This is a genomic window from Burkholderia dolosa, from assembly GCF_902499135.1.
Taxonomy (GTDB): domain Bacteria; phylum Pseudomonadota; class Gammaproteobacteria; order Burkholderiales; family Burkholderiaceae; genus Burkholderia; species Burkholderia dolosa.
Genome location: NZ_CABVPR010000002.1, coordinates 45,916 through 60,725 on the forward strand (window position 1 = coordinate 45,916; position 14,810 = coordinate 60,725).

The window sequence follows — 14,810 nt, forward strand, 5'->3', positions numbered from 1 at the left end:
GTGTTGCCGCGGTGCCGATCGGTGCTGCGTCTGATGAAGAAGGGAGGCTGCGCCGTCGCATGTGCGGGCGCTGCCCCGATGCGACGTGGGCGCCGTCGTGCGTCAGCCGATGCGCAATGCGGCCGGCGATAACGCGACGAACGCAATGCCGGCGGTGCGGCGACGCATGCAGGAACGCAAATCAAATGTGGACATGCCCGGGCTTCCTTTCAAATGAAACGGAACGGCACCATTCGACGAGACGGGGATGTTGCGAACTGCGGGATCGCGTTGCGGCGCGGCCGGAAGCGGCGGTGCGGACGGCATGTCGATTCGCGGACGATTCGTCGTTGCACGGATACGCGCGAAGCGACTGAAACGGATCGGCGATTTCGGCTGCGGCACGGTGCGCCGCGGCTTGCCGTTTTCTTTCCGCAAGCTTGCGGAAAACTTAGCTCAGCGCACACGCAGTGTCAAACTTTTTTAGTTTCAACCAAACAAAGTTTCGTCGCGGCGCGTGCTACGCGCGATCGAATGCCAAGCGGGCGGCGACGAAACGCGTTCGTCGCCGCCCGCATCGTTTTGCCCGACTCGGCGTGCCGTTCGCGCATTCGCGGAATTCGTGTGCGCGTTAACCGTCGCCGGCCTTCGACTGCAGATCCTTCAAGCCCTGAATCACGACCAGCAGCGCGCGCCCGTGCTCGTCGGAGCCGTCCCACGCGTCGACGATCGCGTCGCGCAGCAGATCGTTGTAGCGCCGGCGCGTCGGGCTCGCATCGAGACCATAGAAACTGCATAGCTTATTGAATGGCGCGCTGCGGCGCAGCCGCTGCCCGTTCGACATCCTCAGACGCGACACGGTCGGCTGGCTGACACCCGAAAGCCGCGCAATTTCGCTGGACGAGCGCGTGTCTGCCAATAGATGGCGCAACAGGTCTTGAACAGGAAAATCGTTGTCCGGGGCTTCCATGCGATGCATTATACCTATACAGTTACGGTCATTGAATGGACTCGCTGTCACCGGCGAGCGGCTGTATCCGGGACACTCGATGACACTGAAACACCTCCCTCCCACGTTCTGCTGGACAAAGATCGGTACCGAGTCCGGCGAGGAACTGCCGACCGTCGTGCTCCGCAAGGAATGGGAGCGCCGGCTCGGCGGCGGGCGTTTTCTGTGGGGAATCAATCAGCCGCTCGGCAGCAGCGCGCAGGTCGCCGCGCATCGCACCGGTTCGCTGCTCGCGCTGTTTTCGCCGGTTGCGTCGCGTGCGCGAGCGGGCGAGCGCAAGCGCGAGGACGCGCTGCTGTGGAACGCATGGATCGACGCAAGCGGACAGGTGCGGCCGCTGCCGCCGCATACGTTCATCGCGAGCCGTTCCACGCTGCCGTCGGGCCGGCGTCGCGAGCAGCACTACGCGCTGGTGTGCGCGTCGTCCACCGCGCTGACGATCGGCACGCAGCTGCGCGTGTTTCCCGAGCATCTGCGCAGCGTGAGCACGGGCAAGCCGCTCGGCGTCGCGCAAGGTGCGGCCGTCGTCGATTGCGTCGGGCGGACGAAGGAGCAGACGGGCCGCAGCTATCCGCTCGCACTGTCGGTCGAACTCGAGGCGCCGTATTTCGTGCGGCTCGCGCAGCCGTGCGTGCTGAAGGCGCGCGACCTTGCGGACGTGAACAAGGCGACGCGCGCCGGCGACTTCGACCGCTTCGTCGAGCTCGTCGCGCGCTTGCGCGGCCGTTCGCCGACCGATGCGGTGCGCGGCGTGACGCGCGACCTGTTCGACGTGCCGCCGATTGAAACCGCGACCGCGTACGTTGCACCCGCGCATGCGGCGCGGCTGCGCAGCCGGCCGGTTGCCGACCATCCGCGCGATCGGACCGGCGATCTGTTCGACCTGTCGCCGGGCGATACGGTCGCGTTCGCGGGCCTCGCGCATTCGCGCGCGGGCCGCGCATGATCGATGCGGGAAGGCGGCGCACGTTGCCGTCCGTGCGCCGCGCGCAAGAATTTGTTGCAATCTCGCCGTAGCGAAGCGGCGAGCGCAGAGAGACAATCGGCGCGAAGCGCGCTGCGCGACGGCCGAACGTACCGACAGCAATGGAGAGTCGTTCACGCCGGCGACATGCGTGCCACGCACACTGAGCGTCGGCTTGCTTCACACAGCAACCCTGAGGGAGAAGTGTCGATGTCGACCCACATCTGTTCGCGGGAAGCCCGGGCCGCACAACGCTTCGTCGAAGCGACGCGCAACGTCGATCAGGCATTTCGCGCGGTGCGCGGCGACGGCGACGACGAAGCGTCGCCGCTCGAATATGCGCGCGCGATGTCGCGCCTCGATCGCGCGCTCGACGAGCTCGCGCGGGCGCAGGAATCGTTCGATCGTCTGGTGAGCGCCGGCGCGGACCGCGGCAACTGAGTTCGCCGTTACGCGGCCGGTCGCCGTGCCGGTTTTTCAGTGTTCCGTTTTCGCGGTGTCGATCGATGCGGTGGCGTCGGTCTGCGTCTGCCGCGCGTTCGTCTCCGCGTCGTCTGTCGATGCGGTCGGCGCTTGAGTCGAACGTATCGTCGACGCTGCGCGTCGATGTCGCTGCGTCGTTTTTGACGTCGAATATCCGACGCGATCGTTCGCTATCGCTGCGAGCGCGAGCCGCCGCGCGAAGTCGTCACGTGCAACGAATCGACCGGAACGGCGCGCGTGCCGCCGCATCTCCATATCGACATCGGTTCTTCGGCGCCGCGATCGTGCACCGGTCCGCATGTATTACGCACACGTCACGCATGCCGCACCGCGCGCAACGCCGGTGGGGCGCGATACGCATAGCCGCGATGCTGAAACGACATCGCGAAGAAGCGCATCTGGTAGCGAATCGCGTCAGCCCAGTAATCCCACGTATGGCCGCCCGGGCGTTCCGCATAGTCGTGCGGTACGCCGAGCGCGACGAGCCGCTCGTGCAGCGTGCGGTTCGAGCCGACGAACGCGTCATCGCGGCCGCAGTCGATCGTCAGATCGAAATGCGCGCGCACGAATGCGCTCGCGCTTTCGACGATCGCGTTGCGGCTCCAGAACGACGGGTGACGGCCGGGATCGCCGAACACGTGGTCGATGCCGGGCTCGTCCTCGCAATTGCGCGGATCGACCGCGCCGCTGATGCTGCCGACCGCGCCGAACGTGCGCGGCCGATCCAGCGCGATGCGCAGCGCGCCGAAGCCGCCCATGCTGAGCCCGGTGATCGCGCGCGCGCGTTGGGTCGCGATCGTTCTGAAATGCGTATCGACGTACGACACGACCTCGCTGCCGACGAAGGTTTCGTAGCGGCTGCCGGAATCGAACGGACTGTCGATGTACCAGCTTTCATGTCCGCCGTCGGGCATCACGAGAATCGCGCGATAGCGATCGGCGAGCGCGCCGATCGGCGTGTTCGACGTCCAGTCGGTATGGTCGCCGCCCGAGCCGTGCAGCAGGTACACGACCGGAAAGCGCTCGCCGCTGCGCGCAGCGCGCGCGTAATCGTCGGGCAGCACGATCGTCGCCTGCAGCGTCTGTCGCATCGCGGCGCTCGGAATCGCGACGACGCGTGACTGAAAAGCGACGGCAGGGCTCGCGACGGCGAGCAGCAGAAGCAGCCAGAAAGCGCGTGTCACGTTCATCGAGCGTCGCATCGGTCGTTTCCGCCCGGCGATCGGGGCCGGGAAAACCCTGTTCGGGATGACTCTAGCAATCGCGGCTTTCAGCCATATTTCGGCGAACCCTGCGGTTTGTCGGCGGCGGGCGGCTTGCACGTTCGGTGTCGTCGACGGTGTGCGCGGTGCCTGCCGTGTATGCCGCACGATGCGCGGCGGCGCCGGGCAGACAGAATCCGGCGCGTGGACTCGTTCCGTTCGCACGCGCGACGTGTCGATGAAACGCCGAACGAACGCGGCGAGCGCCGCCGGAACGGTCAGCCGGCGGTCGCCGGCGCAAGCGGCGGCAGCGCGAGCTCGTCGATCAGTTCGTCGAGTTCGAGCACGTGCGTGCGGTCGTGATCGAGCAGTTCGCGAACGAGTTCGTCGACCGACATCCGCCGAATCCCGTCGCGCAACCCGCAGCGCGCGAGTTCCGCCGGCTGCAGCGCGGCGATCGTCGCACACAACGCCGCGCGTCCCGCACGGAATGCGGCGAGCGCACCGTCGAGCGATTGCGCGAGATAGTCGCGTTCCTCGGCGAGCGCGGTGCCGTCGACCGACGCGATCGCCGGTAGCTCGAGCGTCCGTACCGCATCGATGCGTTCGGCGAAGATCGCGTCGAGGTCGCGCAGGTGGCACGCGTGTTCGACGAACGAGAAGCCGGTGCCGTGCGGCCGGCGCGTGCGCAATCCGACGGGCACGTGCGCCGCGTACGCGGCGACGCGCTCCGGCATCGCGGCCAGCGCGGCAACGACGTCCGCATACGGCAGCCGCTGCGGATCCGGGCTGAACACCGCGCCGTAGCTGAACAGCGCGCCGCCGATACGCCCGCGCGCCTGCACGACGTCGTGGCCGTGACGCCGCATCACGTCCGCGACCATCGCGCCGCAGAACTGCCGCGCGGTCGTATCGGCTTCGACTTCGGGGAATTTGCGCGCGATCTCGTGCTGGATCGCGCCGATCGCCGCTACGCCGACGCGCGACAGCGCCGCGAATTCCAGATAGCGCTCGGGTTGCGTGATCAGTGCCTCGAGTTGTGCGCCGAGCGGCGTCGCGCGAAAGCGATCGAAACGGGAATGCATCGCAGAAGGGCCTCGCTCCATAACGTCGCAAAACGATACGTTACGGAGCGAGGCCGCGTCAACCGATTTGTGTGCACGCGTTCGGCCGACGCGCAACGTCGTTCGATGCCGACACCGCCGGCGCTGCCGTCAACGGCTCGTCCGCGCTTCGATATCCGCGCGCAGCCGCGCCTCCTGCTGCTGCAGTTCCGGCGTGAATGCGTCGCCGAAGTCTTCGAGCGAATAGATCTGACGGATCTCGATATCGGAATCGACCGGCATCGGGTTCGGGCAGCGCTTCACCCATTCGACGGCTTCGTCCATCGATTTCACTTCCCACAGCCAGTACCCGGCGATGAGCTCCTTGGTTTCGGCGAACGGTCCGTCGATCACGGTGCGCGTGTCGCCGGAGAAGTGCACGCGCTTGCCGCGCGAGCTCGGGTGCAGCCCTTCGCCGGCGAGCATCACGCCGGCCTTCACGAGTTCCTCGTTGTAGCGGCCCATCGCGGCCAGCAGTTCGGTATCGGGCATCGCACCCGATTCGGAAAAGGCGGTTGCCTTGACGATCACCATCACGCGCATGGTCGTTTCTCCCTGGATCCGGAGGTAAAGGGATGCCGGCTCGCACGGCGGCCGGCGGATGCTTGCGATGGTACGACGGGCGACAACGCGCGAAATCGACAACGCGCCGGAAAAAAATCGTCGCGACGTGCCGGTGCGGATGCGCGAGCGCGCGCGTCCGGAACGCGGCGGCAAAGCTGGTATGCTGACCGGCACCACGTTCGCGCGGAGGGCGCCATGGCTGCGAAGGAAGTGTCGAAGAAGAAGTATCTGAAGATTCTGAACAAGCGCTTGCGCGCCGAGCCGAATGCGCCGGCCGGCGCATCGTTCGTGTTTTTCCCGCCGGGCGCGAAGGCGAAGCATGCGACCGGCATCGCATCCGGCGAACCGCGCAGCGAGCGCGAGCTCGCGATCATGGCCGAAGTTCAGCGCAAGGCCGCCGACGAATACATCGTCGTCGGCGCGTAGCCGGATAACGTCCAGCGGACAACGTCCGGCACGTAACGTCCGGCACCCGCGATCCGGGCCGCTTTCACCGTCCGTATGGCTGCAGCGTACCCATGCGCGAGTACGCCGGCTCTCCGCTCGCCGTCTCGTATCTGCTGGTCGCGAGTCCCGCGTCCGCACGAGGATGACGGAACCCCGCGCCGCGATCGGGCGTAACGACGCCGCAAGTCGAACGATCGACGACGGACGGGCGGCGCGCGATCGAGCGAGCGAACGCGCATCGTGCCGCCGTTTCGATGTCAGGACAGCTTGTCGGCGGCTGCCGGCAAGCGGCCGCCGTCGCCCGCTTCATCGCCGGATGCGAGCTGCTCCAGCGCGAGTCCCTTCGTTTCGATTCCGAGCGTCCACACGGCGAGCGCCGCCGCGGCGAACGACAGCGCGCCGAGCGTGAACACGCCGCCCTGGCCGAACACGGGAAGCACGACACCGACCACGTAAGGGCCGATCAGCGAGCCGATGCGCCCGATCGCCGACGCGAAGCCCGAGCCCGTCGCGCGCGCGCCGGTGCCGTACAGCTCGGGCGTGTACGTGTACAGCGCGGCCCACATCCCGAACAGGAAGAACTGCATCGCGAGGCCGGTGCCGATCAGCAATGCGGTGCTGCCGCCGTACAGCGCGCTCTGCCCATACGCGTACGCCATCGCGCCGCCGCCGATCAGCGATGCGATGCAGGTCGGCTTGCGTCCCCAGCGCTCGACGAGCCATGCGGCGCACAGGAAGCCCGGCACGCCGCCGAGCGAGATCAGCACCGTGTAGAACACCGATTTGGTCACTTCGAAGCCGGCCTGCTGCAGCAGCGCGCCGAGCCACGACGTGAGGCCGTAGAAGCCGAGCAGCGCGAAGAACCACAGCAGCCACACCATCGTCGTGCGGCGTCGATAGGCGCCGCTCCAGATCTCGCGCAGCGCGCCGCGGCCGCGCGCGGCAGGCGGCTCGGCGAGCCGCGACGGCGGCGGCAGCGTCGTGACGCCGGCCGAGCGCATCACCTGGTCCTCGATCGCGCGCATCACCGCGTCGGCCTGCGCGTGCCGGCCCGCATGCTCGAGCCAGCGCGGCGATTCGGGCACGATGCGGCGCACGACGAGCACGAACACCGCCGGAATCGCGAGCAGCGCGAACACGGTGCGCCACCCGAACTGCGGCAGCACGAAATACGCGACGATGCCGGCCGTGATGAAGCCGAGCGGCCAGAAGCCGTCCATCAGCGCGATCAGGCGGCCGCGCTTTTCGGTCGGCACGAACTCGGACAGCAGCGTCTGCGCGACCGGAAATTCCATGCCCATCCCGATTCCGAGCAGCACGCGATAGACGATCAGCATGTCGACGTTCTGCGCGGTCGAGCACAGATACGACGCGACGCCCCACAGCACCATGCTCCACTGGAACACCGGCCGGCGGCCGAAGCGGTCGGCGAGCAGGCCCGCAACCGCGGCGCCGATCACCATTCCGAAGAAGCTTGCGCTCGCAACGAGTCCGGCGGCCGCGGTCGACAGCCCGAACTCCTTGCGGATCGAGCCGAGCACGAACGTCATCGTGCCGAGGTCGACCGAGTCGAAGAAGAACGCGATCGCGATGATGAAGAAGATGCGCTTGTGATAGCCGGAGAACGGCAGGCGTTCGAGCCGGGCGGCGGCGGAGGCGGGAGCGGTGGCGGCGGGCATGGCGTCCTCTGAAATGGAAAGGGGCCTCGAAGCGCGTGCTTGCTTCAAGGCCCCGATGCGTTCAGTAGACGTGACCACAATCCGCCGCGTCAGCGGAAAAGCGCCGCCCGCTTGTGCAAATGCGTCATCGGCGGGCGCGCGGCGACGTCAGTTCCTCAGCTTGTAGCCGGTGCGGAACATCCACGCGACGATCGCGAGCAGGATCACGAGGAACAGCGCGGTCGCCGCGAGGCTGATCCACACGTGCACGTCCGCGAGGCCGTAGAACGACCAGCGAAACCCGCTGATCAGATAGACGATCGGATTGAACAGCGTGACGACGCGCCATGCGGGCGGCAGCATGTCGACCGAATAGAAGCTGCCACCGAGGAACGTGAGCGGCGTGATGATCAGCAGCGGCACGAGCTGCAGCTTCTCGAAGCTGTCGGCCCAGATGCCGATCACGAAGCCGAACAGGCTGAACGTGACCGACGTCAGCACGAGGAACAGCACCATCCAGAACGGATGCAGGATGTGCAGCGGCACGAACAGTCCGGCGGTCGCGAGAATGATCAGCCCGAGCAGGATCGACTTCGACGCGGCCGCGCCGACGTACGCGATCACGATCTCCCAGTACGACACCGGCGCGGACAGGATCTCGTAGATCGTGCCGGTGAAGCGCGGGAAGTAGATGCCGAACGATGCGTTCGAGATGCTTTGCGACAGCAGCGACAGCATCACGAGCCCCGGCACGATGAACGAGCCGTAGCCGATGCCGTTCACGTCGCTGATCCGCGAGCCGATCGCGGAGCCGAACACGACGAAGTACAGCGACGTCGAGATCACCGGCGCGATGATGCTCTGCATCAGCGTACGGCGCGTGCGGGCCATTTCTGCGCGGTAGATCGCGCGGATGCCGTGGAGATTCATGTGCGCCATGCGTTACGCCCCTTGTGCGCCGTTGCGGCGGTTGTCGATCAGGCTGACGAAAATGTCCTCGAGCGAGCTCTGCGTCGTGTGCAGGTCGCGAAAGCCGATGCCGGCCGCGCCCAGCGCGTTGATCAGCGTCGCGATGCTCGCGTCGTCGCGCTGCGAGTCGTACGTGTAGACGAGCGCGCTGCCGTCGGCCGCACGTTCGAGGCCGAACGCCGCGAGCTCGGGCGGCACGGCGGCGAGCGGCTGCTCGAGCTGCACGGTCAGCTGCTTCTTGCCGAGCTTGCGCATCAGTTCGCGCTTCTCTTCGACGAGCACGAGCTCGCCGCCGAGGATGATGCCGATGCGGTCGGCCATTTCCTCCGCTTCCTCGATGTAGTGCGTGGTCAGCACGATCGTCACGCCGCTTTCGCGCAGCGAATCGACGAGCTTCCACATGTCGCGGCGCAGCTCGACGTCGACGCCGGCGGTCGGTTCGTCGAGGAACAGGATGCGCGGCTCGTGCGACAGCGCCTTCGCGATCATCACGCGGCGCTTCATGCCGCCCGACAGCGTCATCAGCTTGCTGTCGCGCTTGTCCCACAGCGACAGCGCCTTCAGGATCTTCTCGATGTGAGCGGGATCGGGCGCCTTGCCGAACAGCCCGCGGCTGAACGACACGGTCGCCCACACGGTTTCGAACGCATCGGTCGTCAGCTCCTGCGGCACGAGGCCGATCAGCTCGCGCGCGGCGCGATATGCGTCGCGGATGTCGTGTCCGCCGACGGTCACGCGGCCTTCGGTCGGCGTGACGATGCCGCAGATCGAGCCGATCAGCGTCGTCTTGCCGGCGCCGTTCGGCCCGAGCAGCGCGAAGATTTCGCCGGGGCGGATGTCGAGCGTCACGTGCTTCAACGCCTGGAAGCCGGACGCGTAGGTCTTGGAAAGGTCTGAAACGGAAAGGATCGGTTGCATGCTCACGGATGGCACGGCGAATCGAGCCGACGATGCGCGCCGCGCGTGCCCGGCGCCGCCGCCGCGGGGCGGCCGGGATCGGGGACGGCATGGCGGGCGGGCGTCATGTCGAACGGCGTTGTGGTGCGGGATCGCGGGACCGCCATCTTAGCAATCGGAACAAGGAAATGCATGCCGGTGGAAAGGCGGCCCGACGCGGGCGCCGGATTGGCGGGAATTGCGCGCCGGCCCCGGACCAATGTCGCGCTTTATTTGAACCGTCCGAACAATAGGACGGAATTTTCGCGCGCTCGGCGGTGCGCGCACCGCGCCACGCAAGTATTTGTCTGAGCAAACAAATTGAAGGGCGTTTGAAAAACTGTCAAATGCCATGAGAAAACGAGGCGGCGCGCGGCCCGCGTCGTTTGGAACTCTGCATCCATTTACTTGCGCGCAGCGCCCGCTCATAGTTCGGTCCAACGACGCATCACGATAACGAATCCAGCGTACGTACGGAGACCCATCATGAGACGCCAATCCGAGGGCCACGCCGGGCTGCCGCTTCCCGGCGCTTTTTCCGACGCGGACGCGACGCGAGTCGCATCCCCGCGTCGTCGCATCGTGCTGCCGCAGTAGCGGCCAACGCATTCCGTTTTCGATTTTCCCGGGCGCCGTGCCGGACGACGGCGCCGCGGGCCCGCGCGCGTCCGCTTTCGCCGTCGCAGCGACATGCGCGTTCGCGTGAGCGCCGCTCGACGCATCGCGGCGGCATCGCGTACACGATCCTGCGCCGCGCTTCGCGCGACGGCGCGCATACCAACCGGCGGGCCACGCAGCCCGTCGGACGAGACTCGTCGTAGATGAAAAGGAGGGGTTGATGATCCGTATTCCCGAATGGCGGAAGGTCGCGCTGTCGTGCGCGATGCTCGCGATGCCGTTCGTCGCCGGCTGCGGCGGCGGCGACGATCCGGGCCCGATCGACGTGCCGCAGTGCTCGGGCAGCGCATGCGGGCCGAGCGGCCCGATCACGACGCCGCCCGTCGTCACGAAGCTGTGCCCGGACGCGCTCGACTACACGACGACCTACACGGGCGGCGCCGGCAGCGGCGAATACGTGAAGGTCCGCTTCGACACCGCGAAGCTGACGTATCAGATGCAGTTCATCGATTCGTCGGTGCCGACGTCGGCCGGCCAGGTCAACGACACGCGCGCGGGCCTGACGATCAACGGCTCGTTCCACCATCCGACGAACCTGCCGACCGCCGAGCAGAATCGCTGCGCGTTCGTGCTCGACAACGGCGCGACGAGCGACGGCGCGTATTCGGTGACGATCAACCGCGCGGATCCGCCGATGCTGTTCGTCGGCAACGGCGTCGTCGGCGGCGGGATTCCGGGCGCGACGATCCAGTTCGACGGCATTCCGGTCGTGGCCGGCCTCTATCTGGGCACGGTGCCGTCGCGCACGTTCGACTTCTATCCGTTCATCGGCTTCAGCGAAACCGAAACGGATTTCACGAAGGTCGCCGGCGTGTACAACGAGGTCGGCATTCACCTGTCGCCGACCGGCAGCGGCTACCAGAGCGCCGCGCCGCAGGGCTGGCAGCCGGACGTCGTGAACTGGATCCAGACGCTCAATGCGGACGGCTCGTGCACGGCGACGCCGGGCAGCGACTACTCGTGCCAGACGACCGGCACGCCGTGGACGCTGCGCCGGAACGCGGACGGCACGCCCGACAACGTGTTCGTCAGCAATGCGAGCGCCGGGCTGCCGTATCCGTCCGCGGGCCAGGAGCAGCCGCTCGTGCTGCTGTCGCCGACGCAGGCGCACGGCGTGATGATCGTCGGCAAGCTGAACGGCGTGCTCGTGCCGATCGTGATCCGCGTCGGCTACTCGCATGCGGATGCGGGCAACCTGCTCGCGTCGGTCGCCGATGCGGAAGTCGGGATCTCGATGCTCGCGCCCGCGCAGCCCGTCGCCGCGAACGTGCTGAAAGGCGGCTTCATCGGTGCGACGAGCGCGTCCGCATGCGGGATCGTGACGTCGGCCGGCCCGACCGGCGCACCGGCCACGTCCGGCCCGAGCTTCAACGCGAACGCCGCGCATCCGGACCTGCCCGGCACGTTCAACGGCACGTTCTTCCTGCCCGATGCCGGCAACTGCAGCGACGGCACGGCCGTGTCGACGATCGCCGCGAACTACACGTCGACGCTGTTCCAGGGCGACACGGCGGCGTTCATCGATCCGCAGACGTCGTCGGTGACCGCGCAGTTCGCGCTCGACTACACGCAGGCATCGCCCGGCAGGATCAAGGTCACGGCCAACAGCGACTTCAACGCGAAGGGCGCGAACGGCAACGTGGCGATCTTCAGCAAGGGCGACACCGGGTGGATCGTGACGGCCGGCAACATCTACGCGATGGTCGTCAACAACAGCAAGGTCAACCCGTTCTTCACGGTCGGCGCGTTCGTCCAGTAACCCGTCGCAAACGGATCGCGCCGGCGGCGCATGCGTCGCCGCCGGCGAATCGACAAACAAGAGGATTCCCATGAATGTGAAGCTCTGGATGGCTGCGGCGGCGCTCGCGCCGGTGCTGGCCGCCTGCGGCGGCGACGGCGATCCGCCGCCCGCGCCGGTGGTCAGGCTGTGTCCGCAGACCATCGACTACAACACGGTGTTCGTCGGCGGATCGGGTTCCGGCGAACTCGTGAAGGTGCAGCTCGACACGACGAAGCTGACGTACCGGATCACGTATCTCGCATCGCCGGTGCCGATCGCGACCGGCACCGTGCAGCCGACGCGCGACGCGGCGCCGGCCAACGTCGTCGACGGCACGCTGACCGAGGAGACCGGACTGCCGACCGCGAAACTGAACCAGTGCACGTTCCGGATGCAGAACGCGAGCCTCGATCCGAGCCGGCCTGCGCGGCTGTTCCTCGGCGAAGGCGTGCTCGGCGGCGCGATTCCCGGCGCGACGATCCAGTTCGACGGCGTGATCGGCGTCGGCCGGATTCCGAAGACGACGTTCCCGTACTACCCGTTCATCAGCTTCTCGTCGCTCGAGACCGATCTCGCGAAGATCGCCGGCACGTACAACCAGCTCGGCTATCACCAGGTGCCGTCGCAGAGCTTCCAGCCGGTGGCGGTCGACGCGCAGTTCGAGATCCGCGCGGACGGCAGCTACGTGGAAACCGACCGCTTCGGCAAGAAGAACGGCGGACAGCCGCTCGCGTCGAGCGCGACGGTGAACCAGCCGTTCACGCTGCGCGCCGATGCGCCGGCGTTCCAGTCGCTGAACTACCAGCCGCAGATTCCGGCGACGCTGCCGTCGCTCGATCCGGCGAAGGGCGGCAAGGGGATCCTGATCGTCGGCCGGCTGCGCAATCAGCTCGTGCCGATCTTCATCCGCACGGGCGCGGCGAACGCGGATCTGACGCAGGGCGCGCCGAGCGCGGACGACGAATCGGGCATCTCGTTCCTAAGCCCGCAGACGGCGATCGCGCAGGGTTCGCAGGACGGCGAATACACCGGCGTCGACAGCGCGTTCGACTATCGCGCGACCGCGCTCGTCGGCACGCAGGCGACGCTGCTCGATCCGTTCAACGCGTCGCAGGCCGCGCTCACGCGCGCGCTGAACCTCGACTACACGCAGAAGGTGCCGGGCGTCGTCACGACCGTGCACGCGGATGCGGCGTCCGGGCCGGCAACCGGCAAGTTCGTGTTCACCGGCGGCGTGTTCGGCTTCCTCGACATGAGCGACACGAGCCATCCGTACTTCACCGTCGGCGCGTTCGTGCAGTAATCGCGGCCGCGGGCAGACACGGCGTCGCCGCACGCATGCGCGCGGCGCCGGCACAGAACGAGGGGGAGACTTGATGAAGAAGCTGATTGTCGCGGGCGTCGTCGCAGGCGTGTCGACGCTCGCATCGGCGCAGCAGGCGGGCGACAACGTCGCGACGCTGGGCTGGCTGCACATCATGCCGCAGGATTCGACCAACGGACTGACGACGAATCTCGCGAACATGCCGATCAACGGGCCGCTGCGGCTGCCCGGTTCGTTCACGTCGCCGGGCACGAGTCTGACGGTCAACAACGCCGACACCGTCGGCCTGACGCTCACGCACTTCTTTACCGACCACATCGCGGTCACGTCGGTGCTCGGCATTCCGCCCGAGTTCTCGCTGACCGGCCACGGCGTGATCCGGCCGCCCGGGCCGGCCGGCGCGCTCGGCAACGTCGACATGGACAAGTCGTCGAACCAGCCGGCCGTGAAGAACGCGCGGCAGTGGAGCCCGACGGTGATCCTGCAGTACTACTTCAACTCGCCGACCGCGAGGTTCCGGCCGTTCGTCGGCATCGGCGTCGCGTATAGCTGGTTCAGCAACATCGAGCTGAACGGCAACTTCGCGAAGGACATCAACGAGAACCTCGGCAGCGTGCTCGCGGCGGGCGCCGGCAAGCCGGGGCCGACGTCGGTGGAGGGCAAGGCGTCGTCGTCGTTCACGCCGGTCTACAACGTCGGCGCGAGCTACGCGATCTCCAAGCATTGGGGACTGACGGCGACGCTCACGTACATGCCGCTGAAGACGTATTCGTCGCTCGTGATCAAGGCCGCGGACGGCTCGACGCTCGCGACCACGCGCACGCGGCTGAAGGCCGACCCGCTGATCACGTTCGTCGGGATTTCGTACAAGTTCTGAGCCGTGCGGCGCGCATCCGGCGTGCCGTACGGTTTCCTGCGGTCGGCCGGCGGGTCGTTCGCCGCGGGCCGCCGCGTTTTCGGCGGCGTGCCGCCATTTGTGAAGAGAGGGGGCAGTTCAAATGAGCATTCGTCAAATCGCATCGCTTGTTGCTGCAGTGGCATTCACCGCGGCTTCCGCCGCGCCCGCGTTCGCGGTGACCGTATCGCGCGCGGACGGTCAGCCGATGAACCCGAACGGCGAACCGTTCTCCGCGTCGGGCCTCACGACGCTCAGCAAGGGGTCGATCAACGCGACCTGCAATGCGACGTTCAATGGGACGATCACGTCGACCGGCATCGTGAACATCACGTCGACGCAGTTCACCGGCGGCGCGACGTGCGGGCTGATCTCGGGCAGCGCGAGCAGCACCGCGCCGTGGACCGGGCAGGCGGACAGCACGACGCAGCTGTCGATCAACAACGCGAAGGTGACCGTCACGCTGCTCGGCACCTGCGGGCCGAGCAAGGTCGTGACGACGTGGAACGACCCGAACTCGTCGCTGACGTTCAACGGCGCGGTGCTGACGCCGGATTGCACGGTGAGCGGCACGGTGTCGACGTCGCCGAAGTTCCACGTGCAGTAAGCGTCGCGAGCGACGCAGGACGTCCGCTGTGCGCGAGGGCCGTGCGGAATTCAGCGCGGACGTCCGTAGCGTCGATGCGTCGATGTCGTCGCGAGTATCGGCGCGACGTGCGGCTGCCCGCTTCGCGATCCGGAGCGGGCGGCCGGGCAACGGCCGGCGCGGTACGCACGCCGGCCGAAGCGACGGAATCGATCGAATTCCGACTGAAAAGA

General features: G+C 67.3%; 15 protein-coding genes. 7 read left to right on the top strand and 8 right to left on the bottom strand.

Annotated elements, in window-relative coordinates:
- Window positions 1-102 precede the first annotated feature (102 nt).
- Both BUB20358_RS01390 and BUB20358_RS01395 read right to left on the bottom strand, forming a co-directional pair.
- On the bottom strand, window positions 103-417 hold the full coding sequence (locus BUB20358_RS01390) for a hypothetical protein (protein WP_035974517.1): 315 nt from the start codon (window positions 415-417) through the stop codon (window positions 103-105).
- A 193-nt stretch (window positions 418-610) separates the two neighbouring features.
- Window positions 611-949: a helix-turn-helix domain-containing protein gene (locus BUB20358_RS01395; protein ID WP_006766410.1), complete on the bottom strand. Its 339-nt coding sequence runs from the start codon at window positions 947-949 to the stop codon at window positions 611-613.
- Between the two features lie 79 nt (window positions 950-1,028).
- Between BUB20358_RS01395 and BUB20358_RS01400 the strand changes: the two genes are divergently transcribed.
- Both BUB20358_RS01400 and BUB20358_RS01405 read left to right on the top strand, forming a co-directional pair.
- Entirely contained in the window at window positions 1,029-1,934 is a 906-nt protein-coding gene (locus BUB20358_RS01400; protein WP_035974516.1) for a hypothetical protein, read from the top strand.
- A 228-nt stretch (window positions 1,935-2,162) separates the two neighbouring features.
- Window positions 2,163-2,393, top strand: coding sequence for a hypothetical protein (locus BUB20358_RS01405; RefSeq protein ID WP_035974515.1), 231 nt, complete (start codon window positions 2,163-2,165; stop codon window positions 2,391-2,393).
- A gap of 356 nt (window positions 2,394-2,749) precedes the next feature.
- Here the strand turns inward: BUB20358_RS01405 and BUB20358_RS01410 are convergent, their stop codons facing one another.
- From BUB20358_RS01410 to BUB20358_RS01420, 3 genes are all read right to left on the bottom strand, one after another.
- Complete coding sequence (locus BUB20358_RS01410; RefSeq protein ID WP_174484775.1) at window positions 2,750-3,625, bottom strand: alpha/beta hydrolase; 876 nt, start codon at window positions 3,623-3,625, stop codon at window positions 2,750-2,752.
- A gap of 290 nt (window positions 3,626-3,915) precedes the next feature.
- Window positions 3,916-4,722 carry a DinB family protein gene (locus BUB20358_RS01415; RefSeq protein WP_006766407.1) on the bottom strand — a complete coding sequence of 269 codons (807 nt, stop codon included), beginning with the start codon at window positions 4,720-4,722 and terminating at the stop codon, window positions 3,916-3,918.
- A gap of 129 nt (window positions 4,723-4,851) precedes the next feature.
- Window positions 4,852-5,283, bottom strand: a complete 432-nt coding sequence (locus BUB20358_RS01420; RefSeq protein ID WP_006766406.1) for a YciI family protein — start codon at window positions 5,281-5,283, stop codon at window positions 4,852-4,854.
- A 216-nt stretch (window positions 5,284-5,499) separates the two neighbouring features.
- Between BUB20358_RS01420 and BUB20358_RS01425 the strand changes: the two genes are divergently transcribed.
- Entirely contained in the window at window positions 5,500-5,730 is a 231-nt protein-coding gene (locus BUB20358_RS01425) for a hypothetical protein (protein ID WP_006766405.1), read from the top strand.
- Between the two features lie 278 nt (window positions 5,731-6,008).
- Here BUB20358_RS01425 and BUB20358_RS01430 read toward each other — a convergent pair whose 3' ends face one another.
- The 3 genes from BUB20358_RS01430 to BUB20358_RS01440 form a co-directional block, all read right to left on the bottom strand.
- Window positions 6,009-7,430, bottom strand: coding sequence for an MFS transporter (locus BUB20358_RS01430; protein ID WP_006766404.1), 1,422 nt, complete (start codon window positions 7,428-7,430; stop codon window positions 6,009-6,011).
- Window positions 7,431-7,577: 147 nt separating this feature from the next.
- The gene (locus BUB20358_RS01435; protein ID WP_006766403.1) at window positions 7,578-8,348 is read right to left on the bottom strand and encodes an ABC transporter permease; all 771 of its coding nucleotides are present in this window, start codon (window positions 8,346-8,348) and stop codon (window positions 7,578-7,580) included.
- Between the two features lie 3 nt (window positions 8,349-8,351).
- Complete coding sequence (locus tag BUB20358_RS01440; RefSeq protein ID WP_035974502.1) at window positions 8,352-9,296, bottom strand: ABC transporter ATP-binding protein; 945 nt, start codon at window positions 9,294-9,296, stop codon at window positions 8,352-8,354.
- An 856-nt stretch (window positions 9,297-10,152) separates the two neighbouring features.
- Between BUB20358_RS01440 and BUB20358_RS01445 the strand changes: the two genes are divergently transcribed.
- The 4 genes from BUB20358_RS01445 (at window position 10,153) to BUB20358_RS01460 (ending at window position 14,598) form a co-directional block, all read left to right on the top strand.
- Window positions 10,153-11,751, top strand: coding sequence for a DUF2957 domain-containing protein (locus BUB20358_RS01445; RefSeq protein WP_006766400.1), 1,599 nt, complete (start codon window positions 10,153-10,155; stop codon window positions 11,749-11,751).
- 70 nt (window positions 11,752-11,821) lie between these two features.
- On the top strand, window positions 11,822-13,075 hold the full coding sequence (locus BUB20358_RS01450) for a DUF2957 domain-containing protein (RefSeq protein WP_006766399.1): 1,254 nt from the start codon (window positions 11,822-11,824) through the stop codon (window positions 13,073-13,075).
- 73 nt (window positions 13,076-13,148) lie between these two features.
- The gene (locus BUB20358_RS01455; RefSeq protein ID WP_006766398.1) at window positions 13,149-13,973 is read left to right on the top strand and encodes an OmpW/AlkL family protein; all 825 of its coding nucleotides are present in this window, start codon (window positions 13,149-13,151) and stop codon (window positions 13,971-13,973) included.
- A gap of 121 nt (window positions 13,974-14,094) precedes the next feature.
- On the top strand, window positions 14,095-14,598 hold the full coding sequence (locus BUB20358_RS01460; RefSeq protein ID WP_006766397.1) for a PraA/PraB family alkane oxidation protein activator: 504 nt from the start codon (window positions 14,095-14,097) through the stop codon (window positions 14,596-14,598).
- Window positions 14,599-14,810: the final 212 nt, after the last annotated feature.

Coding starts and splice junctions, on each gene's coding strand:
- BUB20358_RS01395 (WP_006766410.1), bottom strand. CDS start 949: ATGGAAGCCCCGGACAACGATTTTCCTGTTCAAGACCTGTTGCGCCAT.
- BUB20358_RS01400 (WP_035974516.1), top strand. CDS start 1,029: ATGACACTGAAACACCTCCCTCCCACGTTCTGCTGGACAAAGATCGGT.
- BUB20358_RS01405 (WP_035974515.1), top strand. CDS start 2,163: ATGTCGACCCACATCTGTTCGCGGGAAGCCCGGGCCGCACAACGCTTC.
- BUB20358_RS01410 (WP_174484775.1), bottom strand. CDS start 3,625: ATGAACGTGACACGCGCTTTCTGGCTGCTTCTGCTGCTCGCCGTCGCG.
- BUB20358_RS01415 (WP_006766407.1), bottom strand. CDS start 4,722: ATGCATTCCCGTTTCGATCGCTTTCGCGCGACGCCGCTCGGCGCACAA.
- BUB20358_RS01420 (WP_006766406.1), bottom strand. CDS start 5,283: ATGCGCGTGATGGTGATCGTCAAGGCAACCGCCTTTTCCGAATCGGGT.
- BUB20358_RS01425 (WP_006766405.1), top strand. CDS start 5,500: ATGGCTGCGAAGGAAGTGTCGAAGAAGAAGTATCTGAAGATTCTGAAC.
- BUB20358_RS01430 (WP_006766404.1), bottom strand. CDS start 7,430: ATGCCCGCCGCCACCGCTCCCGCCTCCGCCGCCGCCCGGCTCGAACGC.
- BUB20358_RS01435 (WP_006766403.1), bottom strand. CDS start 8,348: ATGGCGCACATGAATCTCCACGGCATCCGCGCGATCTACCGCGCAGAA.
- BUB20358_RS01440 (WP_035974502.1), bottom strand. CDS start 9,296: ATGCAACCGATCCTTTCCGTTTCAGACCTTTCCAAGACCTACGCGTCC.
- BUB20358_RS01445 (WP_006766400.1), top strand. CDS start 10,153: ATGATCCGTATTCCCGAATGGCGGAAGGTCGCGCTGTCGTGCGCGATG.
- BUB20358_RS01450 (WP_006766399.1), top strand. CDS start 11,822: ATGAATGTGAAGCTCTGGATGGCTGCGGCGGCGCTCGCGCCGGTGCTG.
- BUB20358_RS01455 (WP_006766398.1), top strand. CDS start 13,149: ATGAAGAAGCTGATTGTCGCGGGCGTCGTCGCAGGCGTGTCGACGCTC.
- BUB20358_RS01460 (WP_006766397.1), top strand. CDS start 14,095: ATGAGCATTCGTCAAATCGCATCGCTTGTTGCTGCAGTGGCATTCACC.